Raw genomic sequence first — 23,682 nt, 5'->3', positions numbered from 1 at the left:
AATGGCAGCTTATTTTTCAATCATTCATAAAAAGCTACAAACAGTTGTACGGGAGGGGTTTGTCTGAAACTGGATAATCAACACCCCTGATTTTTTTATTCTTATGTCCATTATGCTGATTATCTTACCCGGCCCTGATACGGGATTAGTGACACGAAATGCAATTGTTCACGGAAGAAAGGGCGGAATCGAGACAGCATTAGGCAGCGTGTTAGGGACGGTTGTTCATACGCTTGCTGCCGTTATCGGGCTTTCCGCAATTATTGTCAAGTCCGCCTTTGTATTCTCTGTCTTCAAATACGTAGGCGCCCTCTATCTTATTTATTTAGGGGCAGTATCGCTATGGGCTGCCAAGAAACAGGGTGCTGTGGCAGCTCATAGCGATACGAAGAAAGCGGGCGTATCCGTATTTCGTCAGGGCTTTCTTACGAATGTATTAAATCCAAAGGTGGCTGTCTTCTTCCTTACCTTCTTGCCGCAATTTCTTATACCCGGCAAAAGTACATTTTTACAATTTTTTGTTATGGGGATGACGTACGCTGTTCTTACCTTGATTTGGTTTTTGATGTACGTATCCTTTATCCATTCCATCAGTACATGGATGAAAAGGCCTTCTGTACAGCGGGCGATTCAAGGCGTGTCGGGCGTTGTTTTATTGGGCTTTGGTATAAAGCTTGCGTTCGAAGAAAGACCATAGCCGTATGAAATTCCCCTTTTTATAAGATAAAGTACACCAGCGCATAGCCAAATACAGAGAGCAGAAACGAGCCGATGAGTCCGGCCCAGAATGGACGCACGCCCATCCGTTTGAATGTAGCCGCATCAATATTAAGACCCAATCCGGCCATCGCCATTGCAATCAACAAGTACCCGAGCGCCACGAACTGAGCTGCAATGCCTGCCGGGATGATACCGAGCGTATTGATTCCACTCAGGAGAAGAAATCCCAGAATGAACCATGGAATGGACAAGGATGCCTGTTCGCCGTTTGTGTTCCCACTCGCATCTTCCGTACGGCGCATGAACCACCATCCGACCAGCAGAGCTACCGGTACCAAAAGCGCTACACGTGTCAGCTTCACGATAATCGAGATATCCATTGCCTGCTGTCCACCAGCCGCCCCAGCCGCGACAACATGCGCGATCTCATGCAGTGTTCCCCCGGTAAATACGCCGTATTCATACGCGCTAAAGCCAAGGAACGGATAGAGAAGGGAATAGCCCAGTGTAAAGATCGTACCCAGTACAGCAATCGTAGCAACACCGATGGCCGTTTCTTTTTCATTTGCTTTCACTTGGGAAGATATCGCTGCCACGGCTGCTGCGCCGCAGATGGCTGTGCCGCATGCGGTAAGGATGCCCAGCGTGCGGTCAACCTTGCATAGACGACAGAGTGCGTAGACCACAACGAGGGCGAACGCGAGGTCAAGTGCTGCAATAGCAAATACCTTAGGCCCAGCCTCGACAATGTCATACAAGTTGAGCCGCATACCGAGAAAAATAATGCCTACCCGGAGCAGTTTCTTACTGGCAAAATGTATTCCACCCATCGATGCTTCCGGTATCGGCAGGGCTGCCCGCCATACCATCCCAAGCAGAATAGCGATGACGAGCGGGCCAATGATTCCAAGTCCGGGAAGTAGGGCTATATATTTTGCTGCGACGGCAATCGCCAGTGTGATGCCTATTCCTATCATAAAAGGGGTAGGCTTTTTTTTCTTCTCTGATTTCTGTACGCCTTGCCCTAAAGTGGTTACAGGTTCTCTTATCATACGTTCACCTTCCATCAGATTATTTGTCTGATTTAACTATAGGAGAATTTGAATCATAAGTGAAATACAGTTATATTATCTTAAAGATTAATTTTTTTAATGATTAAAGGAGGCAGCTATGTATTATGATGCGCTGCGTACATTTGTAGCGGTAGTGGAAGCAAAAAGTTTCACAAGGGCGGCGGAAAAACTGCGGCTCTCACAGCCGAGCGTCAGCTTGCATATCAAGCAGCTTGAACATGAATTTGGCAGTAAGCTTATTGATCGCTCCCCGAAGCATTTATATGTGACAACAGCCGGACAAATGCTGTATGAACGGGCGCTGCAGATGCTGAACCTATATGAGAAAACAAAAGAAGACATCTATGCGTACAATCACAAGATTACCGGTACGCTGCATATTGGAGCCAGCTTTACGATTGGTGAATACATCCTGCCTGTGCTGCTTGCTGAGTTTCGCCGTCGCTATCCAGATGTCGAAGTGGAGGTGACGATCGGGAATACGAAGCGGATTATTGAAGCGGTAAAGCTGCTGCAGATGGATATCGGTCTGATTGAAGGGCAGACTAGCGACAAAGACCTTTGCATTGTTCCGTTTATGAAGGATGAGATGCTGCTTGTAGCACCGACGGATCATCCGCTGGCTGCCCGTAAGAGCGTTACACCGGACGTGCTGCAGGATGAAGTCTGGGTGGTGCGGGAAGAAGGATCGGGTACGCGGGTGTATTTTGACCACATGATTCGCTCTCTTGGCATTAAAGTGAAAAAAATGATTACGCTAAGCAGCAATCAGGGGGTTAAAGAAAGTGTAGCCGCAGGTCTTGGCCTCACGCTGCTGTCTAAGTGGGTTGTACGTAAACCGATTCGATATGGAGAACTCAAAGCATTAACCATTCATGAAGAATCCTTCCCCCGTAGGTTGTCCTATATTCTACCTGCGCATGCGGAGCGGACCCTGCTGATCGAAGTTTTCCTTGAAGGGATTTCAAATCGTATGGATGAGGAATTTTCTTCTTGACCTGGACAGGGAAGTTCACTATACTAGCATCAATACAACTTCATATTCAAAAAACCTCATCAACGCTCTGATGAGGTAGAGGTCGCGGGATTTAAGAGTACGCTGTGGGAGATGCAGGGAACATCAGTGAACACAGCAGAAAGGAAAAACCGCCGAAGCTTGTCTGGCTTCTCTGGTCAGATGGGTTGGGGCTGTATCCGAAGAGGAACAGAACTGTCACGCGTAGATCATACCGGATACGCGTGGTGCGCTATCTTGCAGGAGATACGGAGATGGGGTGGACGATTATTTGTTCATTATCCATCTGCGACCCGTGTTGTAGGTGTTTTTATTTTTCGCCTGTATCCTCCTAATCATCCGGTTAGGAGTTTTTTTATGACACGGGTCGGTACGTTCCTACTCCGATATGCGCGCCGAGACATAGGGGAGAAAGAAACGCAAAATATGCCTATGTGATACGACGATAAGGAGGAATCGGAATGATTGATTTTGGAAGAATGCTAACGGCAATGGTAACGCCATTTGACAAAGAATTGAATGTAGATAAGAAGCGGACGGAAGCTTTGGTGGAGCACTTGATCGCCACGGGTACTACCGCATTGGTTGTGGCGGGTACGACAGGAGAATCGCCTACGCTAACCGGCAGTGAGAAGGTCGCATTATTCCGCCATGTAGTGGAGTTGGTTAATGGCCGCATTCCGGTCATTGCCGGCACAGGCAGCAATAATACGGCTGCATCGATTGAACTGACACAGCAAGCTGCACAGGCTGGCGTAGATGGTATCATGCTGGTCGTGCCTTACTACAATAAACCGTCGCAGGAAGGGCTGTACCAGCATTTTAAGACGATTGCCCAAAGCACAAAGCTTCCTGTTATGCTGTATAATATTCCGGGCCGCTCTGTGATTAATATGACGGCTGAGACGACCGTTCGTCTGGCAACGGATGTAGCAAACATTGTAGCCATCAAGGAAGCGAACGGCGATCTTGGCCAAATGTCCCGCATTATTGAGCAGACGCCGGATGATTTTGTGCTGTATACAGGAGATGACGGCATGACGCTGCCCTGTATGTCCGTTGGCGGCAAAGGTGTCGTCAGTGTTGCAAGCCACGTCATCGGTCGTGAGATGAAAGAAATGATTCAGGCATTCGCAGGCGGAGAGGTTGCCAAAGCAGCCAGGATGCACCGTCAATTATTGCCGATCTTTGAAGGTTTGTTTATCGCAGCTAATCCGACGCCGGTCAAAGCAGCACTTAACATGCAGGGCATTCAGGTTGGCGGCGTACGCCTGCCGCTTGTTGATTTGACGGAGGAGGAACGTACTTTTGTAACGAATTTGTTTCCCCAAAAAGAGCTTGTGATTGTATAGGCAGTAGGATTCAGGAGAGATAAAATATATAGATAAACAGAGAAAAGCCGCTCTTTTGGAGCGGTTTTTTTGTGTAGGAGCTCATGACATGTAGATATGCCATGGGCTCCTCTTTTATATGGAAAACCTATTTTACATCCATGCCCGACAGCCAGGCGATCAAGCGCTTATTGATGCCTTCCTCGGATTCATCCGGCAGCAATTCCGCCCGCGTCACAATATCAAACAGCTTCTCTAACGGTTCGCGCGGATCTTCCTTCTTTAACTTCTTGTCCTGCAGCACTTCCCAATTTTGTACGACATAATCGCGCCGATTGATTCCCTCTCTGGCGAAGTAGGCACCAAGCGTCTCGACATCGCCCAGAAAATTATCGGAAAAGCGCTCCTGAACCGTGCCGCGTAGCAAAGCAATCTCGACTTCATACATCGGAGACTGATCGGTTTTATTTTTACCGATCCACGGTGTTTCCAGGATGATCGGTTTTCCCTGCGCCGCTTCATGATGGACAATGTAGTTGATGGCATCAAAGCCGATCAAGCCGGAGCCGATCGGAGCATGACGGTCCTTGGCAGCCCCACGGAAGTTTTTGCTGTCATTAATATGGAAGACGGCCAGGCGGTCAAGGCCCACGGTTCGGTCGAACGCTTCCATGACGCCGTCAAAATCATTCACAAGATCATATCCGGCATCGTGCGTATGGCACGTATCGAAGCATACCGTCAGCTTATCGTTCAGCTTGACTTTATCGATAATCGCGGCTAATTCTTCAAAGTTCCGGCCGACTTCTGATCCTTTGCCTGCCATTGTTTCCAGCGCAATGTTGACTGTCTGTCCGGTGTGCAGCACCTCGTTTAATCCTTCCGCGATCCGGTTGATACCGTATTCTGCGTCCTTATCCGTATAGGCGCCCGGATGCAGCACGATATTATTGACACCAATGTATTCTGCGCGCTTGATTTCTTCCTGAAGGAAAGACACCGCCAACTCGAACGTGCTTGGCTTGTACGATCCGAGATTAATGATGTAAGGCGCATGCACCACGATGTCCTCGATGCCGTATTCTTTCATCAGTGCGAGCCCTTCTTCGACGTACTGGTCCTCCATCGGCTTGCGCCGGGTGTTTTGCGGTGCTCCTGTATACACCATGAACGAGGTGGAGCCGTAGCTAATGGCTTCTTCTACCGCGTTCAGCAATCCTTTTTTAGAAAATGAAACGTGTGATCCTATCTTCATTGTATGTATCACTCCTCACCGATCTATTGTAGCAGAAATCAGCAGCAAATATGAATGGTAACGCCGTGCGAAACAATCGGGAAAATTGCTGGTTCCTAAAAAAATGCATACTCTTCGCATACATATCACGTCAAAAGAGTAACCGAATGGGGAGGGATAAGCATGAAGAATGTAAACATCAAGTCGGTAGCCATTGGTGTAGTGTTGGGAAGTGTCATGACGGCAGGGGTTGGCTATGGGGCATCGTCGCTTACGCAGGTTGCGGTAGATTTGACCCCGGTTACGATTAAAGTAGGCGAGGAAAGCAAGTCAGGTACATATCACAACGGCAAAGAGAACCTGCCGCTTACGATGATGTACAAGGATACAACCTATGTGCCGATCCGCTTTATCAGCGAAGCGTTAGGCCAGGAAGCGACATGGGCGCCGCAAAGTCGTACGGTCACAATTGCGGCTAAAGATAAGGATGGCATTTGGGAAGGGAAAGTAGAAAGCAAGCTTGCTTATAAAGAGGGTACGCTTCTGTTTACGGTAAAGAATCAGACCGAACGCGAGCAGACTTTGCAATTTAATACGGGGCAAAAATATGATTATATCATTTGGAATGAGAAGGGCGAGAAGGTCCGGCAGGATTCGGAAGGCAAGCAGTTCACGGAAGTAATCTCCAAAGAGTCGCTGAAGCAGGGAGAGGAGAAGACATATACCGCAGACCTGGCTCCGCTTGCCAAAGGGACGTATAAAGTAGAGTTCTGGCTTACCGCTAAGGGGACAGACATAAAAAATACGGCCACCATCCATGTAGCAGAAGACCTGCCTGCACCATAACAAGCAGAAAAAAGGGAGAAGCTTATACACAAGCGTCTTCCTTTTTTTATCGTCCGATGCTGATTCTATCTAAAAGAGATGATTGACTCTCCCCTAAGAGGAGGCTGTACAGTGTTTTATTGAGGAGGGAAAACAATGCTGTATACAGTAAAAGAGACGTCAGAACTTGCCAATGTCACCATTAAGACGCTGCATTATTACCACAAGATCGGCCTGTTGTATTCATGTAAAGTAAGCGAAGCTGGCTACAGGTTGTACAGCACAAAAGAGTTGGAGCGCTTGCAGGAAATTTTGTTTTATCGTGAGCTTGATTTCTCTATCTCAAAAATTAAACAACTACTGGATGGTAAACCGAATCGCTTATCCATTTTGTCTGAACAAAAAGAGCTTCTCTGTGCTCGAAAAAAACGCCTGGACCGTTTAGTTCAGACGATTAATGAATCGATCGTGTTTACTGCGAAAGGAGACGTTATGGATCATACATCGATGTTTGAAGGGTTTCATAGTGAAGAAGAATGGGAGAAGGCAATGGAGGAGCAGAAGCAGTATCTGAAAGAGAACTATGACTATGACCTATTTGAAGGCTCTTCGATACCTGTTGAAGAAATGAACGAGACAGCTGCGGAAGCAAAGCGCTTTATGGACGGAATGGCCGAGGCTTTACGTGCAGGGCTGTATGTAGATGATGCGAAGGTACACCAGCTTATTAGTGAACACCTCGCGTTTCTTACGCGTCATGGTCATGAAATCAAACCAGCAGATTTTGCGGCTCAATCCCGCTTCTTTTTAGGAGATGAATTTCATAGAAAGATGCTAGAGGAACAGCAGACAGGTCTCGCTTATTTTCTTTGCCTTGCCGCAGAGCATTTTGCATCAAAATAGTGATACAGAAAAAGACAACGGCCTTACAGCAATTCAAGGTCGTTGTCTTTTTTGTTACAGTGTATGTTTCTTGTAAAGGCCGACCAGCTTAAGGGCCTCATTCTTTTTTTCTATGGACCAGCCCCGCGCAAGCAGTTCGTCTTCCACTACCTGCTGCCAGCCTTCCCATTCGATATCGCGGTGCATCAGCATCACCTGCCGCGCCATATAAATAACCTCGTCTTTTTCTTGGTTTGTCAGCATGCATATCCCTTTCTTTTCATCTGTGTGGCATATGGTTATTATACAAGACGCCAACGATTAGGGCATACAGAAATTATTTCGTTTGCTGATAAAATGTAAAAGATTGGTTGACTAAAAATAATAGTTACAGTAAACTGTAACTATATCACTTAAGTGTATATGAGATGATCAGCTGTATGAAATGAGGAGTATGGATGAATACGTATACCGCAAAGCAAGTTACCGATATCCTCCAGAAAGAAGGACAAAACATCAACCTGCGCACGATTCGGTATTATACGCAGATCGGGATGATTCCCCCATTAACGTTGGTAGGAAATAAACGGGTGTATACAGAAGAGCATCTGCATTATTTTCGTGCGGTGCTTACGCTGGCGAAAGCAGGCGACACGTTGGCAGACATTCAGGACAAACTGAAATCGCTGACGATAGAGGAGATTGAGAAGATCGGGAATCATATGCCGTTTTATCAACCGGATCGCATCATGGAAAATGAGACGCATCAGGTAAGTGGTGATGTGTTTCTGACCGTAAGCCCAAATATTTCAGCAGAGACCCGACAAAAAATCATTGCGTCGATCTCACAAATTTTGAAAGGAGAAACAAAGTAATGCTGGATATTCGATTAGCAAAGTCACGAATGGAGAACGAAGAGGGAATGAATCATGTATGGATTCACATTCCCCCGCTGCCTGTAAAATATGCGCACATACAGGTATACATGCCGGATGGTATTGGTCGTGCAGAGAATCTTACCGGCTATTTTGAGAATGAAGCAGGGATGATTTTGCTTGGAACTGCGGCAAAGGGACAGGATATTCTGCTAGAGATCTACACAAGCAATCCCGTTCCATGTGGGGAGTATCCCCTTACAATCTCTCTGTATTATGAAGATGCGCGAGGGCGGCAAAAGGAAGTTACCCATTCACTGCCGCTTGTCCTTGTGGCTGAAGAGGAGATGGAGGATGTGCTCATTGATCAAGGGGTCGTGGATCAACTAAAGAGACTGCATGACATACAGAGACAAGACGATTGTATTGTCATGCAGCCAAAGACATACGAGATAAGCAGCGAGCTAGCGGAGCTGGAGAAAAAATACCGGATTGACTGCCGGGAGAGTATGGCATGATTGTAAGTCATTCATAAGTGGATCTTTTATTGTTAATTGGTTGATACGGCCATTTGCAATGCGTCAAGCGGCACCTGATCTGTTTCTAATTCGTAGACGACGCGGCCCTTCTGCCAGTAGATGACTACCTGTACATCATTGCCTCCCGGCCGGTAGGTTACTTTTACGCGGCCGTTGTCTTTAGGAGCAGGCAAGGCATGCTCTTCCAGATAAGCAACCATCTTTTTGGCAATGGCCTGATTGTCCAGTTGGTCCTGTGAAAGTGAATCAATCTGAAGAAGCCACCTTCCTTCACGCCAGGACAAATACGAATGACCGGCACCCCCTTCGGCACTTCCTTTAATGCCGTAACCGAGATTCATTGTTTGTGGACCATTCTCCACGTCAAACGGCGGAAAAAGATCCGCTGTCTGGTTTGGATTTTCATATGTTTTCGCGCTAAAGGAAGCGATTACAGGCATCTGTTTGTTTGGCTGCAGAGATGTATCATCGATCGGCATCGCTTTTTTCGTTTGATAAAAGATGACCTTATACGATTGGGCGGTATTTTCTTCGATAGATGCTGACACATGATAACCAGGCTCAACGGGAAAGGAAGAAGGAAGGATCGCTCCTGTCATCTTCAGTTTATTTTTGACCCCACTAACGACCTCGGAAGCAGGGTGAGCCTGCTCCGTGCTTTGCTCGGCTGCTTGCTTCTCCTCCTTATTGTTGTGCTCATCCTGCGGAGGTTTCGCTTGTTCTATGGGTGCTGTGTGCTGTTGGTTGTTATCGGCTCCGCAGGCTGTTAGCGGAAGAGAGAGTGCCAGTGTCATCGGGATCAGAATCGAAGGAAATCTGTTTATCATTTTGCATCCCCCTATGCGATAAAATGATGAATGTACTATATGTTACCCCTTTACGACTTAGTAGACCCCACCTTCAACGATTCGCTTTAAAAAAGTGGGAGAGAATAGCGATAAATCCACCCCCAATGCCTCTCTGTTTTTGTCGATACTGAAGAATGCCGCCAGCAAGGATCGCCAAGCCTAGAGAAAGCAATCCATATTCGGATAGGAGTAAATACGCGTATGTTTTTACTTGTAGATGAGAGGAAGGAGAAGCGTTTTGTATAAGAATGAGCGCAAATGCCAATCCGAAAAAGAACAGAGGAGCGAGTAAAAGCCAATGTTTTTGTTTCACTTTTATTAGCTTATTGAGGCGAGGTAACAAGATAAACACCTCCTATAAATGAAAAACAGAAAATAAAGTCAACAAATACAAAGCAGACCGAGTCCTTGGGCGCTTCCATATCTTTTTTATGCGTGTTATGTATATAAACACTTTACTGTAAATGTAAGGAATGATAAAGGTGTGGGTGATCACCCATTTTTGGGCTTGTTTATATGGCACATTCGATTTTTAGGCTGCATATTTTGATTGGGGAATGAAGTTAATATACAGTAAAGGGGATAGAGAGCATGCATGAAAATAAAGAAGTAGAGGCACAGCAATTTGAGCAGAACGATCAACCTATCGGATATTATGGTCAGCCCGGGTATTATGGCCAGCCTATTGGATACAATGCTCCAGCAGGTTATTATGCACAGCCTGTTGGATATAACCCTCAATCCGGATATTATGCTCAACCTGTTGCCTATCAAGGACAGCAACCTGCCGCGTATCATGGACAGCAGGGAGAAGATGAGCGTCTCTGGTTCGGCCCTTGGGGCGGTTGGGGCGGCGGTCCATTTTGGGGCGGTCCGTTTTGGGGCGGTGGACCTTTCTGGGGTGGTCATTGGGGCGGTGGTCCGTTCTGGGGTCATCACTGGGGAGGCGGCTGGGGACACCACTGGCGTGATCAATAGGTGTTGAAGAGGCCGCAATAGTAAATATATACACATCCAATCCTGCAGCGTACAGTCGCTGTAGGATTTTTCTTTTTTTGAGCCACAAAAAAACTACTCATCATTAAGATCTAGCTCTTCATTTAATAAATCAGTTGCCTGATTTTCAGTTAAGCCTTTGACTAATACCAATTCACTAATTAAAATTTTCTTAGCGTTGTCGAGCATTCTTTTTTCACTTGTATTAAGGATTTTTTCTTCGTTTCTACGCATTAAATCACGAACGACTTCCGCACCCTCTTGTATATCACCTGTTTTTATTTTATCCATATTGATGCGGTACCGTTCGTTCCATGAAATTGGTTGATTCGATTTTCCATGATGAAAAATAAATAATACGTTCTCCAACGTAAGGATATCAGCAGCCAGTCGTATACCGAGAATAGCTACTTTTTCCATTGGAACCATGACCTGCAGATTACCAATGGGCATGTTTATAATATAATATTTGTGTTTCTCTCCTAAAAACTCTTTTTCTTCTATAGCTTCAATTACACCTGCACCATGCATTGGATAAACAATTTTATCGCCTATTTGAAACAAAACTCCACCTCCAGTAAGTATCTTCTGTAAGAATATCATACATGAAATATATAAGCAAAAATAATTATAATAACACAAATAAAAAAATAAAGTCAATAGGTAAATAAGCATAAATAATATTATGTTACAGTGCTGATTGGCTGAAAAGAGATATAATAACGACTTCATAGAGAAGACTGGATATAGTATAAGCTTACCGGTATACTTGGATTAAGATGAATTGACAACAGAGAAAGAAGAGGTGGGTACAATGCGTGCACGTGTGGTAAATGGAATTCATGAATTGATCGGCGACACGCCGATTGTTAAGCTGCGTCGTCTAAGTGGTCCTGATGATGCCGAAGTGTATGTAAAACTGGAAAAATTCAATCCAAGCGGTAGTGTCAAAGACCGGGCCGCCTATCATATGATTGTGGAAGCAGAGAAAGCGGGACAGCTTGCGGATGGATCGACGATCATTGAGCCGACCAGCGGAAATACAGGGATTGGGCTTGCGATGAATGCGGCGGCGCGCGGATATCGCTGCATTCTCGTCATGCCTGACAATATGACCAAGGAACGTATCAGCATCCTGCGGGCATACGGAGCGGAAGTGGTGCTTACTCCGGCGGCAGAAAAAATGCCGGGTTCCATTCGGAAAGCGAGGGAGCTGGCAGAGGACATTCCCGACAGTTTTATTCCGATGCAGTTTGAAAACGTGTCTAATCCGGATATTCATCGGAAAACGACAGCCATTGAAATATTGCAGCAGATGGATTATAGGCTCGATGCTTTTGTGGCTACGGCAGGAACGGGTGGAACCATTACGGGAACAGGTGAAGTACTCAAGGAGCATCTTCCTGATCTGCGCATTGTTGTCGTCGAACCGAAGGGATCACCGGTGCTGTCCGGTGGAGAACCTGGGCCACATAAGCTTGTCGGTACGAGCCCGGGTTTTATCCCGCCTATTTTGAATCAGAATGTCTATGATGAGATTATGCAATGTGAAGATGAGGATGCGCTGCGTACCATGCGGGATTTGGCCGCAAAGGAAGGGATTCTAGTCGGACCATCAGCAGGCGGAGCGGTATACGCAGCGATTCAGGAAGCGAAAAAGCTGGGTGCAGGCAAGCGTGTTGTAGCGATTGCAGCGGACTCTGGTGAACGGTATTTGAGTATGGATATTTTCGCATAAGCAAGAGACAAGCTGATGAGGGAACAAAAAATCCGTATGATCATAGAAATGGTACCTCATTATATAATCATTCCGATAGGCAGGATTTTTTGTAAAGGGAGAAAAAAACAGGCAGAAAAAGACTGTACAGTCTCCTTCCACATCCTCTCTTCTCCCTGCTTATCTTACTCCCTATGGTTAGGTTGCCATGGGGATTTTTATATTAACAGCACTGATAAATCAACCATGCCTGATCAAATTTGCGCTCAGCTAGCGCATCTTTTGGAATGCAGAAATAGATCATACCGACATCTCCCCACATGATATTGAGGTTCTCTTCGTCTGAATCGACCTGAAGGAGCAGAACCCATTCACGGTTTTCTTGACCGGAAAACCAGCCGCATTCTTCGAACACATCGTTCTGTACTGCAAACGGATGACCAAATGCTTGATGTGAAGGACTGAATTCATGCAAGTCATCTAGGAGTTCGTAATATTTATCCTCTTCTTCTTCCGTTAGATTGATACGATTCTCCAAGCTTTCTACATCAAGCGTTTTGGTAGGATGAAAGTAAACCCGGCATGAAGAGAGCATAAAATAGTCCTCTGCAGGCAATACGGCAGGGGAGAGTGCTTCTAGATGTCCGTCATAGTAGAGAATACGCCACCCTTCTTTCTGATCGGCTTCCCCCCATACCTGCTGTTCCTCCGCTTCATAGAAGAAGTACAGCATGCCTTGTTCTGGCAGACCCATAGAGGGTGCTGCGGTATTCATTTCTTTTAAGTTGTATTGTGCGATGAAGGTAAGGGGCCTGTCATTATAGACAGGGATTGTCCACCCTTCGGGTAAATCAGGCAATCCGCCCAGTTTGGAAGTGCCGATGGGCAGAGCCTCCGCTTTTTCAAGCTGCAATGCGACAGATGGCCGGAGGTTGTCTAGTATATGCTGTTCAATGTGCTGCATTCCATGTTTTTCTAACTTTTCGTGAAGGTGCTCCTGCATGATTCGTTCCTCCCTTTGGGTTACGCATATAAGATCAATCATACTGATACACTATGTAATGTGTTTGTCTTTATTATACCGAATATACGTTCTTGTTTAAAGGTGAATCATTGCTATTTTTGTTACCTGATAAAAATAATTGAGCGGACATAGAAGATATACTTAGTATTAATATTCCATATTTTTACAATTAATGCAAGGAAATATTTAGATGTCTGAAAATCGTTACGCCCGTATGAAGGTAATGTTCGGATTTTGCCGTGTTTTTTTATTTTATAAGCGAATAATTGTCGATTATCGTAATTTTTCCGTATGTTTTTCTTCGATTATGAAAACATCTCTTTTCTTTTATAATATTTAGGTGTAGGATAGATACAAAGTTTGTAACTTAATCAAGGAGTGAGAAGAGATGTTGAAACAGGCACAGCGTGCGTATAATTTTAATGCGGGTCCGTCTGCTTTGCCTCTTGCTGTACTGGAGAAGGCGCAGCAGGAACTGATTGATTTCAGAGGCACCGGCATGTCTGTTATGGAGCTGAGCCATCGCAGCGCAGCATATGAAGGCGTACATAATCAAGCGATCGCTTCTCTCAAAGAGCTGCTGAACATCCCGGAAGAGTACCATGTTCTATTCCTGCAGGGTGGTGCCAGCACACAATTTGCCACCATTCCGATGAACTTCCTGCCACAAGGTAAGAAAGCAGGCTATGTCATGACAGGGGCTTGGTCGGAGAAGGCGCTGAAAGAAGCGAAAATGATCGGTGACACATATGAAGTGGCATCAACTAAAGATACGAACTATAACCGGATTCCAACGCTTGATGAGTTAAAATATAAAGACGATACCGCCTATATTCATGTCACATCCAATAACACAATTTTTGGTACCGAGTGGTTTACGTTCCCCGATACAGGCGATGTGCCTTTGATCGCTGATATGTCAAGCGATATTCTGTCTCATCAGATCGATGCGAGCCAGTTTGCGATGATTTACGCGGGAGCGCAGAAGAATCTAGGGCCTTCCGGTGTTACGGTAGCGATTCTTCGTCCGGATATGCTAGAGCGGGCCAATACGGCGAACGTACCGACCATGCTGCGCTACGATACGCATGTCAAAAACAATTCGCTTTATAATACGCCGCCAACCTTTGGTATTTACATGCTGGGCCTGGTGCTTGAATGGGCGAAGGAGCAGGGAGGACTTGCGGCTGTTGAGAAGAAAAACCAGGAAAAAGCCGGTTTGATCTATGATGCGATCGACCAAAGCCAAGGCTTCTACAAGGGACATGCGGAAAAAGAGAGCCGTTCCCTTATGAATATTACATTCCGTCTCGCTTCAGAAGAGCTGGAAAAGCAGTTCCTAGTTGAAGCAAAACAGGCCGGATTTGTCGGATTGAATGGCCACCGCTCCGTAGGCGGCTGCCGTGCATCCACATATAATGCGGTTCCGTATGAGAGCTGCAAAGCGCTGAGTGAGTTTATGAACGATTTTCAGAAGAAGCACAGCTAATCAATAGCTTGAAACACAGAATAATGCCGTATTGGTTACGATGTAACTGATACGGCATTGTTGTGTGATAGGATTATGAGCCAAGGGTGGCAATGTATTCACGCAGGCTTTTCTCATCGGCTTCTTTTGTTTTGGCCAACAAAAGAATTTTGCGGTAGTCCTGAGCCAGCTCGGCAACATAGCGATTGGCATCCTCTTCAGGGACGCCGAGACGGACAAGATGATCAGCCATCTCTTTTTCACGGGTAGCGTAGAAGCTTGTTAGCTCGTCCCAGAAGCTTTTATCAAGCGAGAGCGGTGTCATTTCAGTTTCTTTAGCGATCTTGATCTGCTGCTTTTCACTACGCATCATGATATAGATGTCATCTTTTTGATAGCCTTTTTCTTTTAGGTAGCGGACAATGTGCTCTACCTGGTACATTTCGTCGACAATGTGTACGAATGGTTGCGTATTCATTGTTCTCCTCCTTCACTTCAATATCGCTCTATCCGTCATGTCCCTGCTGCTACCCATTTTTACCCGTTCCCCCCATCTTTTAATCGCTTTTGAACCCTCCTGTATCCCCGTTTGAAGGGGGGTGTTTTCCTGTCTAGAGGTTATATGTAGAATAGTACGAGAAGAATAAGCATAAATCGTAGGAGGAAGCCGTGGAGAATGGACAGCAGCCAAATAACAGGAGCCGACGCTTGCGAATCTACATAAAATCAGAGAATCCATTACAATGAAGCGCTATTAAACACCTTATCCGCAAGCCGTCCCAGCGGGCAGGTTAAAAATCTGCTTTTTTTATAGCAAATATGAAAGAAAATTTTATATAGTGAAAGAACATCCTTACAGCGGACAATGATGGAGACGATTCTTTCCATTTTGGCGCTGTTCTTTATTGTACTGCTTGATCTTGTGGTATAAGTGAAGGGAACAAAAGTAAGGAGGCAGCCTTGTGAGTAGGAGCTACTGTATCGGTATTGATATTGGAACAACAAGTACAAAAGCTGTTCTGTTCTCAGAGAAGGGGCAGGCGCTGACAAAACATGCCGTAGAGTATCCGCTGCATACGCCGACGCCGTCTACAGCAGAACAAGACCCTGATGTGATTTATAGAGCTGTTCTTGAGGTGCTCAAACAAATTATACGGCGTAGCGGTGCTGCTCCGGCGCAGATTCGCTTCGTTTCATTTAGTTCTGCTATGCACAGCGTCATTGCGGTGGATGAATCGCACCAGGCGATTACCCGTTGCATTACATGGGCGGATAACCGCAGTACAGCTTGGGCGGAGATGATTAAGGAAGAGCGGAATGGACAGGAGATTTATCGTCGTACCGGAACGCCGATTCATCCGATGTCACCGCTCGTTAAGATCGCATGGCTTCGCGACGAATGGCCTAATGTGTTTAAGCGGGCAGCAAAATTTATTTCTATTAAAGAGTATGTATACTATCAGCTATTCAAACAATATGTGATCGATTACTCCATTGCATCAGCAACGGGGCTGTTCAATCTTGAAGAACTGAATTGGGACGAAGAAGCATTGGCCCTGGCCGGCATTACAGCAGAGCAGTTGTCCATGCCCGTTCCGACCACTCATTGTATGCGTGGGCTTGATGCATGGGCGGCCGAAGAGACGGGGCTTGGTGCCGAGACTCCTTTCATTATCGGTGCAAGTGACGGTGTGCTGTCTAATGTAGGAGTAGGGGCCGTTGAGACCGGCATCGTAGCGGTAACGATCGGGACAAGCGGTGCGATTCGCACGATTGTCGATAAGCCGATTACCGATCCGAAAGGACGGATATTCTGTTATGCCTTAACTGAGCGGCATTGGGTGATTGGCGGTCCTGTTAACAATGGGGGAATGACCTTGCGATGGGTACGGGATGAGCTGGCTGCATCTGAGGTTGAGACAGCTAAGCGGCTGGGAATTAGCTCATATGAAGTGCTGACCCGGATCGCAGAAAATGTCCGTCCCGGCGCTGACGGTCTGCTTTTTCACCCGTACCTTGCAGGAGAACGTGCGCCGCTCTGGAACGCGAACGCCCGCGGCTCGTTTTTTGGTCTGACGCTGCATCATAAGAAAGAACATATGATTCGTGCCGTGCTTGAAGGCGTAATTTTTAACCTGTATACGGTTTTTCTGGCGCTTAAAGAACGTATCCTTGCACCAAAGCAGATTCAAGCAACAGGAGGCTTTTCTCGTTCTTCGCTGTGGCGGCAGATGATGGCTGATATTTTTCATCAGGATGTATATGTGCCAAAAGACTACGAGAGCTCCTGTTTAGGTGCGGTTGTTCTTGGGATGTATGCGCTTGGTGAGGTGGATACGCTTAATGTAGCGGCTGAGATGGTGGGGGCAACGCATCACCATGTACCGAACCCGGAGCATGCAGGCATCTATAGAGAGCTTTTGCCTATCTATTTGCGCATTATGCGCAAGCTTGAAGATGAATACGAAAGCATCGCCGCTTTTCAGCGTAAGATGTTAGGTTAGCATAAGAAGATCAGATACACAGAAGGAGTGACAGACAATGAAAGTAGGATTAATCGGACTTGGGAAAATGGGGTACAATCTGGCCTTGAACATGCTAGATCACGAACATGACGTTGTCGCATATGATGCTATACGTGAACATGTACAAAGCATTACGGAAGCGGGGGCTATCGGTGTTGATTCGCTGTCCGCCCTCATCAAGCAGCTCGAAGCGCCGCGTACCGTTATTATGCTGGTTCCGGCCGGTGAAATTACAAGCCAAGTGATACAAGAGATGGGCGGGCTGCTTGAGGCTGGTGACATTCTTATCGATGCGGGAAATTCGAATTATAAGCACACGCTCGTTCGTTATGCGCAGCTTAAAGAAAAAGGCATTCGCTTTGTCGATTGCGGGACAAGCGGCGGCACGGATGGTGCGCGTCATGGCGTATGTACGATGGTCGGAGGCGACCCGGAGGCGCTTGAACATATTACTCCATTATTTGAAAGCATTTCGCTTCCGAACGGCTTTCTTAAAACAGGGGCCGCAGGAAGTGGACATTTCTTAAAAATGGTGCACAATGGTATTGAATATGGGATGATGCAGGCAATTGGCGAAGGTTTTGAAATTCTTGATAAGAGCCAATTTGATTACGATTATGAAGCGGTGGCAAAGGTATGGAATCACGGTTCAGTGATCCGCAGTTGGCTGATGGAGTTGATGCAGAATGCATTCTCGAAGCAGCCGCATCTTGATCACATTAAAGGGGTGATGCATTCATCGGGAGAGGGCATCTGGACTGTAGAGACTGCGATGGAACTGCAGGCAAGCGCTCCGGTTATTGCCATGTCACAATTTATGCGGTTCCGCTCGCTTGAAGATGACACGTTCCACGGTAAGGTTGTTGCCGCCTTGCGTAATGAGTTTGGCGGACATGCGGTGGTAAGTAAATAGTACAAAATACAACTGAAATAGACACTTTACCCGTTTGACCGGTGACAAAAGCCTGTATTTGATTTACAGTAGTACTATCAAATGCAGGCTTTTTTGTGCAGAGTTTGTCTATAGCAGAGTTTTTGGTGGTGTTATTAGTATAAAAGCAGAGGTGAGAAATATGACTTCATATGTTGCACAAAAGGATGGTATTTTCCCTTCCGTATGCTCGCTCGATTGCCCGGATACGTGTGGTTTGCTTGTTCACAAGAAGGATGGAAAAATTGTTAAGATCGAGGGCGATCCTACACATCCGGTGACGCAGGGGGCCATTTGCAACAAGGTGCGGAATATGCCGGCACGTATTCATGATCCTAAGCGTCTTGCCTACCCGATGAAACGCGTAGGTGCTAAAGGCGAAGGAAAGTTCGAGCGCATCACGTGGGAGGAAGCAATCAAAACGATTGCAGCAAGGTGGAAGACGATCATCGCGGAGCATGGCGCAGAAAGTATCATGCCATACAGCTTCTATGGCAATATGGGCATTTTGAATGTCGAAGGAATGGATCGTCGCTTCTTCAACCATTTAGGTGCCAGCCAGCTAGAACGTACCATCTGTACGTCTGCTGGAACAGTTGGTTATGCGTATACAATGGGCGGAAGCTTCGGTACAGATCCGGAAGAGACCGTGGATACGGAGTTATTTATCTTCTGGGGCTGCAATGCGGTTAGTACGAATATGCATCAGGTTGCATTGGCACAGCAGGCACGCAAGCGGGGGGCCAAAGTCATCGTTATCGATGTACATAAAAACCAGACAGGCCGGTGGGCGGATTGGTTCATACCGATTCTGCCGGGTACAGATACGGCGCTTGCTCTTGGGATGATGCATGTGTTATTTACAGAAAATTTGGTAGATGAAGCGTTTCTTGCTGACTATACGGTAGGTTATGAAGAATTGCGAGAGCATGTCAAACAATATGATCCTGTTACGGTATCTGCCATTACGAAGGTACCGGTAGAGGATATTTATAAGTTGGCTCGCATGTATGGCGAGACATCGCCATCCTTTATTCGCATCGGCAATGGGCCGCAGCATCATGACAATGGCGGTATGTTTGTCCGAACAGTCTCCTGTCTCCCTGCCTTAACTGGGCAGTGGCATGTGCGTGGCGGGGGCGCAATCAAGGGCAATAGTGCGTATGCTGCGGTGAATTTTACGGCATTGCAGCGTCCTGATTTACTTAAAGAGAGAACACGCTCCGTTAATATGAATCAGATTGGTGAAGCGCTGACAGAGCTTGATCCGCCTCTATATTCGCTCTTTGTCTATAACAGCAATCCGGTTGTTGTTGCACCGAACGGGAATAAGGTGAGAGAAGGATTCGCGCGTGAGGACTTATTTACAGTCGTCCACGATTTGTTTATGACGGAAACAGCACGCTATGCTGATATCGTGCTGCCGGCTACGTCAGCCTTCGAGAACATGGATCTGTACACGTCTTACTGGCATCTATACGTGCACTTGCACAAGCCGGTTCTTGCACCATATGGAGAGAGTAAGCCGAATATCGAGGTATTCCGCTTGCTGGCAGACGCAATGGGTTTTGCAGAGCCGGCATTAAAGGAGACGGATGAAGAGATGATTCGTCAGATGCTCGATAGTGAGGCCAATCCATATCTTGAAGGCATTACGTATGAAGCACTGCAGGAACAGCACTTCTTAAAGGTTGATCTCAGTAAGCAGCCGGTGTTTCCAGGGGAACTCGGAACACCGAGCGGGAAGATTGAATTGTATGCGGCACGCATGGAGAGGGAGGGGCTCCCGCCGCTTCCCACATATGAACCAATCCAAGAAGAGGAGACATTCCCTTTATTGTTCGTATCCGCGCCGAATCATAACTTCTTGAACTCAACGTTTTCTAACAATGCCAAGCATGTAACGATGGAAAAAACTCCGCGTCTTCATCTGCATGTAGAGGAGGCGGAAAAGCGAGGCATTGCGGATGGTGAGAAGATTCGTGTCTATAATCACCGTGGCGAATGTGAGTTGACTGCGTTTGTTGCCGATCATGTACTGCCGGGTGTGGCTGTTAGCCAGGGACTGTGGGCGGACGATCCGAATACGAAGCAGCTTGTTAATGTATTAACACCAAGCAGGCTTGCTGATATGGGCGGGGGCGCGACATTCTTCTCGACCCGTGTAGAAGTGGAGAAGCTGTAAAGATATCATAAGTATTGCAGAAAGGGCTGTTGGCGTTTCGTACACGCCAGCAGCCCTTTTTTGTGCATTGTACATATTGCTATACGCCTTATCTCACACTATACCTTATACGAGGAAAACGAGGAAGGGAGTAGATAAAGATGCAGCATCCATACTATTCATTTGAAGGATTTGCTGATGCATATGCGCTTGCCGAAGATACACGGAGCCATATTTCAGATGTGATGGGGCGTTATCGGGATAAAGTGCAATGGGGTGAAAAGATTACAGCGTCTGATTTCATGGAAGATATGGCATTGGCGTCAGGTCTTGGAGAAGAAGATGTACAGAAGATGCTGGCTGTGTTACGACAGAGCCAGACGTGGCAGGATACGGTCGATGAATTGCAGCGTACATGGGAGGCGCAGAATAAAAAGCCGCCCGCCTTATCAGAAGAATAGGCGGGGCGGAGCGGTGTATTACACGGGTGCTTCTTTTTTATACGATACAAGGTTGGTCAGATACTCTTTTGAGAACTCGTCTTCATACGACACGGCTGGAATATGGGTAATATCGCGACCACAGTGTGTGCACTGCCATTCGCCGGTAGCCACATGGTCGGTAGTCATACTTACTTTTAAACAGTAGCAGCAGAGTTTTTTATACATGGTTTTGTCATCCTTTTCTCGTATGGGGTAATCTGCTTTTATTTTACGATGACGACAGGACGTGATGATCGACGGATTACTTCGGAGCTAACACTGCCTAACGTTAGCTCTTTATAATTGCTCAGCCCCCGGCATCCCATGATAATCATACCAACATCGTGCGTATCCGCCAAGTTCAGCAGTTGTTCCGCTACATTGCTGCCTTCGAGTATATGGTGTGAATATGTGGCTGTGTTGCTTGTGAGTGTCTGTCCGAGCTCTATCAGCAGTTTGTCTGCTTGAGCCCTGTATTGCTCTTTAAGGTGAGGATGGATGTCTAGAAGTGCAGCATCCATCTCAGGCAGGACAGTGGCTGCATAGACGGTAATCTGCGGTTCGTAGGTCAGCTTTTCGTTGATAAACGCGACGGACTTATGATCATATGCCGATCCGTCTACGGCAAGCAGAATGCTATTCATTATATCCCCCAACGACAATTTCTTTTTCTATTTAGTATAAATGAAAAGGCGGCGAACAGGGAGTAGTGTTTCAAAAATTTAGAAGGAGTGGCGCTGATCTGAAAGTACGAACTTTTCAAGAACGTGGCGTACGCCCTCTTCATTATTGGAATACGTGACATAATCAGCGAGCTGCTTTACGTCATCGGGAGCATTTCCCATTGCCACACCAAGTCCGGCCTCCGAAATTAGATCCAGATCATTATAGCTATCGCCAATCCCAATGATCTCAGACTGTTTAATACCGAGTGTCTGAGCTAAGTGGAGTACCGCACGTCCTTTGTTGGCTTCCGGATGCATCACTTCAAGAAAATACGGCTTGGATTTAGTAATATGCGCCGCATCGCCAAATTCTTCACGCAGTTCATCAGCAAGGCGATCAATTATCTCCGGTTCATCGTAATACAGCAGCTTAGTAAACGCTCGGTCGCATAGGCGGCTTAGATCCTCTTCAATCGTGTATGGCACCCCGGCGATTTTAGCGTAGCGCTGAATTTTGTCATTCTCCCTAGCGCAGTAGAGAATATCGTCTTGATAGACTTGCAGGTGCAGATCCTTCTTATGCGCAATCTCAATTAATCGACGGGAGATATCCGGTGTCACAAACCGTTCATACATCGTCGCATCTCCGGCGATGTTTTTCACAATGGCTCCTTGATACGTAATCACAGGGACATTCAGACCAAGCTGTGATGCGAAGGGAAGAGCGGAGGGAAACATACGCCCGGTTGCCAGAGTGATCATAACACCTGCTTTCATTGCATGTGCAATGGCATCCACTGTTCCCGGTGTAATCGTAAGTTCATCTGTGAGCAGCGTATCATCCATATCAATCGCAACCATTTTATACATTGAGTATCGTCCTCCTCCTCGCTCCTTCTTCGCGCAGCAAGTATATATTGATACACATAAAAACCGGGAGAACCCGGTCTTTGTGCGCTGTGCGTATGCTGTCCTATTTTCTACATGACAACAACACATTCATGCGTTTCAATCATATTAAGTATGTCTTCTTCCTCCACTAAAGAATGTGAAGAATGAAGTCCGTTCGCTTCTGCTTCCTCTTTTTCCACATAAACTGGCAGCGGCCAGTCTTCCACGCGATGAACCGCATCCTGTACGAGAACGATGGTGCCGTCTTCTGCTTCTGCAATGATCTCATTGGCAGTCTCATCTTCACGTTTACTCAAAATAAACAGCGTTTTTTTCATCCCTATCTGCCTCCCTACTTGCGACGAAGCGCAATATACGCCTCGTTTTCTTATCTCTTGGGTGTGTGCTTTTGCCGTACCGTACGGTTCAATGCGGCGGAAGAAAACAAACGCAATAAAAAATTCTTTTGAAGAAGCAAGGACATGGGATTGACCTTAGCACTTCAAAAGAATCCATGTATGTACCTTGTAGTGGTCAAATGGATTTTAACGTGAAACGCTCTTCCTGTCAAATGCAGCGCGGCTGTATTTTTGGTTCCCTTCTATCAAAAAACGTGTAATAATGAAAAAAATTAGAAGGCATTGCGAGAAAAGGAGAGAGCTGTGTGTTATTTTTTCGCCGTTTTTTTTTCAATGTAATGCGCGGCTCAAGTCTGCTGCTCATTAGTGTCACCGGGCTGCTTGTGCTTGTTAGTTCATATGTCATGTATTGGCTGGAACCACAAACGTTTAAAACGCCTTTTAATGGCCTGTGGTGGACAATGACGACGCTAACAACGGTCGGATATGGCGACTTTTCGCCACAATCGACAGCAGGCAAGCTTTATGCAATGCTGTTGTACATATTTGGTATCGGCTTAATCGGTATTGTAATTGGGAGAATTATCGATTCATTTTCGCTTATCCGTAAGAGAAGGGAGGAAGGGAGTTTGACCTATAAAGGGAAGGGGCATATGGTAATATTCGGCTGGAGTAAGAAAGCGGAACATGCGATCCGCGAGATGCGACGTTCCCATCCAGATCAGGAGATTGTGCTTGTCGACCACCTGGAGAAAGCGCCGCTCTTGCAGGAAAATGTGTTCTATGTTCGCGGCGATGCTACAGACGAGGATACAATGCTGCGAGCACATATAGCTTATGCCCATGCTGTGCTGGTTTTTGCTGATGATAACATTACGGATACTCTTTTAACAGATGGAAAATCGCTGTTAATTGCGACGGCTGTCGAACGCATAGCTCCTTCCGTCCATACGACGGTAGAAATTATGGATGAGCGGCACATAAACAGCTTTGCCCATGTGAAGGTGGATGAGTTTATTCTTTCATATCAGATGATTTCACGTGCGGCGGTTCACGCTGCCTATACCAAAAAAGCATAGCTTAGTCGTACAACGTAAAGCCCTGCCTCATGTCGATAA

27 protein-coding genes and 1 riboswitch are annotated in these 23,682 nt (G+C 46.4%); of the genes, 15 read left to right on the top strand and 12 right to left on the bottom strand.

What is annotated here, in order from left to right:
* The first annotated feature begins 103 nt into the window (after positions 1-103).
* A complete protein-coding gene (locus tag AB3351_RS06260) occupies positions 104-697 on the top strand; it encodes a LysE family translocator (protein WP_371146252.1) in 594 nt (197 codons plus the stop codon).
* Positions 698-716: 19 nt separating this feature from the next.
* Here the strand turns inward: AB3351_RS06260 and AB3351_RS06255 are convergent, their stop codons facing one another.
* Complete coding sequence (locus tag AB3351_RS06255; protein WP_371146251.1) at positions 717-1,772, bottom strand: YeiH family protein; 1,056 nt, start codon at positions 1,770-1,772, stop codon at positions 717-719.
* 118 nt (positions 1,773-1,890) lie between these two features.
* Between AB3351_RS06255 and AB3351_RS06250 the strand changes: the two genes are divergently transcribed.
* Positions 1,891-2,790 (top strand): LysR family transcriptional regulator, encoded by a 900-nt coding sequence (locus AB3351_RS06250; RefSeq protein ID WP_371146250.1) that lies wholly within the window; start codon positions 1,891-1,893, stop codon positions 2,788-2,790.
* A gap of 68 nt (positions 2,791-2,858) precedes the next feature.
* Positions 2,859-3,051, top strand: a riboswitch (Lysine riboswitch).
* A gap of 218 nt (positions 3,052-3,269) precedes the next feature.
* Complete coding sequence (gene dapA, locus AB3351_RS06245) at positions 3,270-4,160, top strand: 4-hydroxy-tetrahydrodipicolinate synthase (protein WP_371146249.1); 891 nt, start codon at positions 3,270-3,272, stop codon at positions 4,158-4,160.
* Positions 4,161-4,287: 127 nt separating this feature from the next.
* On the opposite strand, the gene AB3351_RS06240 is transcribed toward dapA, so the two are convergent.
* Positions 4,288-5,394: a deoxyribonuclease IV gene (locus AB3351_RS06240; protein WP_371146248.1), complete on the bottom strand. Its 1,107-nt coding sequence runs from the start codon at positions 5,392-5,394 to the stop codon at positions 4,288-4,290.
* Positions 5,395-5,556: 162 nt separating this feature from the next.
* On the opposite strand from AB3351_RS06240, the gene AB3351_RS06235 reads away from it, so the two are divergent.
* Together AB3351_RS06235 and AB3351_RS06230 are read left to right on the top strand one after the other, a co-directional pair.
* A complete protein-coding gene (locus AB3351_RS06235) occupies positions 5,557-6,219 on the top strand; it encodes a BsuPI-related putative proteinase inhibitor (RefSeq protein WP_371146247.1) in 663 nt (220 codons plus the stop codon).
* A 135-nt stretch (positions 6,220-6,354) separates the two neighbouring features.
* Positions 6,355-7,101, top strand: a complete 747-nt coding sequence (locus AB3351_RS06230; RefSeq protein WP_371146246.1) for a MerR family transcriptional regulator — start codon at positions 6,355-6,357, stop codon at positions 7,099-7,101.
* 54 nt (positions 7,102-7,155) lie between these two features.
* On the opposite strand, the gene AB3351_RS06225 is transcribed toward AB3351_RS06230, so the two are convergent.
* Positions 7,156-7,344 (bottom strand): hypothetical protein, encoded by a 189-nt coding sequence (locus tag AB3351_RS06225; protein ID WP_371146245.1) that lies wholly within the window; start codon positions 7,342-7,344, stop codon positions 7,156-7,158.
* Positions 7,345-7,538: 194 nt separating this feature from the next.
* Between AB3351_RS06225 and AB3351_RS06220 the strand changes: the two genes are divergently transcribed.
* Complete coding sequence (locus AB3351_RS06220) at positions 7,539-7,955, top strand: MerR family transcriptional regulator (protein WP_371146244.1); 417 nt, start codon at positions 7,539-7,541, stop codon at positions 7,953-7,955.
* A complete protein-coding gene (locus tag AB3351_RS06215; RefSeq protein ID WP_371146243.1) occupies positions 7,955-8,473 on the top strand; it encodes a hypothetical protein in 519 nt (172 codons plus the stop codon). The genes AB3351_RS06220 and AB3351_RS06215 overlap by 1 nt, the downstream gene beginning before the upstream one ends.
* Positions 8,474-8,505: 32 nt before the next feature.
* Here the strand turns inward: AB3351_RS06215 and AB3351_RS06210 are convergent, their stop codons facing one another.
* Together AB3351_RS06210 and AB3351_RS06205 are read right to left on the bottom strand one after the other, a co-directional pair.
* Complete coding sequence (locus tag AB3351_RS06210) at positions 8,506-9,321, bottom strand: hypothetical protein (RefSeq protein ID WP_371146242.1); 816 nt, start codon at positions 9,319-9,321, stop codon at positions 8,506-8,508.
* A gap of 73 nt (positions 9,322-9,394) precedes the next feature.
* Positions 9,395-9,685 carry a hypothetical protein gene (locus AB3351_RS06205; protein WP_371146241.1) on the bottom strand — a complete coding sequence of 97 codons (291 nt, stop codon included), beginning with the start codon at positions 9,683-9,685 and terminating at the stop codon, positions 9,395-9,397.
* Positions 9,686-9,933: 248 nt separating this feature from the next.
* Here AB3351_RS06205 and AB3351_RS06200 point away from each other — a divergent pair, with 248 nt between their 5' ends.
* The gene (locus tag AB3351_RS06200; protein ID WP_371146240.1) at positions 9,934-10,320 is read left to right on the top strand and encodes a hypothetical protein; all 387 of its coding nucleotides are present in this window, start codon (positions 9,934-9,936) and stop codon (positions 10,318-10,320) included.
* A 93-nt stretch (positions 10,321-10,413) separates the two neighbouring features.
* Here AB3351_RS06200 and AB3351_RS06195 read toward each other — a convergent pair whose 3' ends face one another.
* On the bottom strand, positions 10,414-10,902 hold the full coding sequence (locus tag AB3351_RS06195) for a CarD family transcriptional regulator (RefSeq protein WP_371146239.1): 489 nt from the start codon (positions 10,900-10,902) through the stop codon (positions 10,414-10,416).
* Between the two features lie 250 nt (positions 10,903-11,152).
* On the opposite strand from AB3351_RS06195, the gene cysK reads away from it, so the two are divergent.
* Positions 11,153-12,076, top strand: coding sequence for a cysteine synthase A (gene cysK, locus AB3351_RS06190; protein WP_371146238.1), 924 nt, complete (start codon positions 11,153-11,155; stop codon positions 12,074-12,076).
* Between the two features lie 202 nt (positions 12,077-12,278).
* Here the strand turns inward: cysK and AB3351_RS06185 are convergent, their stop codons facing one another.
* Entirely contained in the window at positions 12,279-13,058 is a 780-nt protein-coding gene (locus AB3351_RS06185) for a YwqG family protein (protein WP_371146237.1), read from the bottom strand.
* A gap of 409 nt (positions 13,059-13,467) precedes the next feature.
* Here AB3351_RS06185 and serC point away from each other — a divergent pair, with 409 nt between their 5' ends.
* Positions 13,468-14,568, top strand: coding sequence for a 3-phosphoserine/phosphohydroxythreonine transaminase (serC, locus tag AB3351_RS06180; RefSeq protein WP_371146236.1), 1,101 nt, complete (start codon positions 13,468-13,470; stop codon positions 14,566-14,568).
* 73 nt (positions 14,569-14,641) lie between these two features.
* Here serC and AB3351_RS06175 read toward each other — a convergent pair whose 3' ends face one another.
* A complete protein-coding gene (locus tag AB3351_RS06175; protein ID WP_371146235.1) occupies positions 14,642-15,025 on the bottom strand; it encodes a general stress protein in 384 nt (127 codons plus the stop codon).
* Positions 15,026-15,509: 484 nt separating this feature from the next.
* On the opposite strand from AB3351_RS06175, the gene gntK reads away from it, so the two are divergent.
* From gntK to AB3351_RS06155, 4 genes are all read left to right on the top strand, one after another.
* Entirely contained in the window at positions 15,510-17,051 is a 1,542-nt protein-coding gene (gntK, locus tag AB3351_RS06170) for a gluconokinase (protein WP_371146234.1), read from the top strand.
* A 37-nt stretch (positions 17,052-17,088) separates the two neighbouring features.
* Positions 17,089-17,985 (top strand): phosphogluconate dehydrogenase (NAD(+)-dependent, decarboxylating), encoded by an 897-nt coding sequence (gene gnd, locus AB3351_RS06165; protein ID WP_371146233.1) that lies wholly within the window; start codon positions 17,089-17,091, stop codon positions 17,983-17,985.
* A gap of 160 nt (positions 17,986-18,145) precedes the next feature.
* The gene (locus AB3351_RS06160; protein ID WP_371146232.1) at positions 18,146-20,188 is read left to right on the top strand and encodes a molybdopterin-containing oxidoreductase family protein; all 2,043 of its coding nucleotides are present in this window, start codon (positions 18,146-18,148) and stop codon (positions 20,186-20,188) included.
* Positions 20,189-20,328: 140 nt separating this feature from the next.
* Positions 20,329-20,628, top strand: a complete 300-nt coding sequence (locus AB3351_RS06155) for a hypothetical protein (RefSeq protein WP_371146231.1) — start codon at positions 20,329-20,331, stop codon at positions 20,626-20,628.
* Positions 20,629-20,646: 18 nt separating this feature from the next.
* Here the strand turns inward: AB3351_RS06155 and AB3351_RS06150 are convergent, their stop codons facing one another.
* The 4 genes from AB3351_RS06150 to AB3351_RS06135 all read right to left on the bottom strand — a co-directional run bounded on the left by AB3351_RS06150 (position 20,647) and on the right by AB3351_RS06135 (position 22,543).
* Positions 20,647-20,835 carry a hypothetical protein gene (locus AB3351_RS06150; protein WP_371146230.1) on the bottom strand — a complete coding sequence of 63 codons (189 nt, stop codon included), beginning with the start codon at positions 20,833-20,835 and terminating at the stop codon, positions 20,647-20,649.
* Positions 20,836-20,873: 38 nt separating this feature from the next.
* On the bottom strand, positions 20,874-21,293 hold the full coding sequence (locus AB3351_RS06145) for a universal stress protein (protein WP_371146229.1): 420 nt from the start codon (positions 21,291-21,293) through the stop codon (positions 20,874-20,876).
* Positions 21,294-21,371: 78 nt separating this feature from the next.
* The gene (locus AB3351_RS06140; protein ID WP_371146228.1) at positions 21,372-22,184 is read right to left on the bottom strand and encodes a Cof-type HAD-IIB family hydrolase; all 813 of its coding nucleotides are present in this window, start codon (positions 22,182-22,184) and stop codon (positions 21,372-21,374) included.
* Between the two features lie 110 nt (positions 22,185-22,294).
* A complete protein-coding gene (locus AB3351_RS06135) occupies positions 22,295-22,543 on the bottom strand; it encodes a hypothetical protein (protein WP_371146227.1) in 249 nt (82 codons plus the stop codon).
* A gap of 326 nt (positions 22,544-22,869) precedes the next feature.
* Between AB3351_RS06135 and AB3351_RS06130 the strand changes: the two genes are divergently transcribed.
* Entirely contained in the window at positions 22,870-23,643 is a 774-nt protein-coding gene (locus AB3351_RS06130) for an ion channel (RefSeq protein ID WP_371146226.1), read from the top strand.
* Positions 23,644-23,682 lie beyond the last annotated feature (39 nt).

The sequence above is a fragment of the Aneurinibacillus sp. REN35 genome, from assembly GCF_041379945.2.
Classification (GTDB): Bacteria; Bacillota; Bacilli; order Aneurinibacillales; family Aneurinibacillaceae; genus Aneurinibacillus.
Note: the sequence above shows the minus strand (reverse complement) of the source record. Positions and strands in the feature narration are given on the sequence as shown.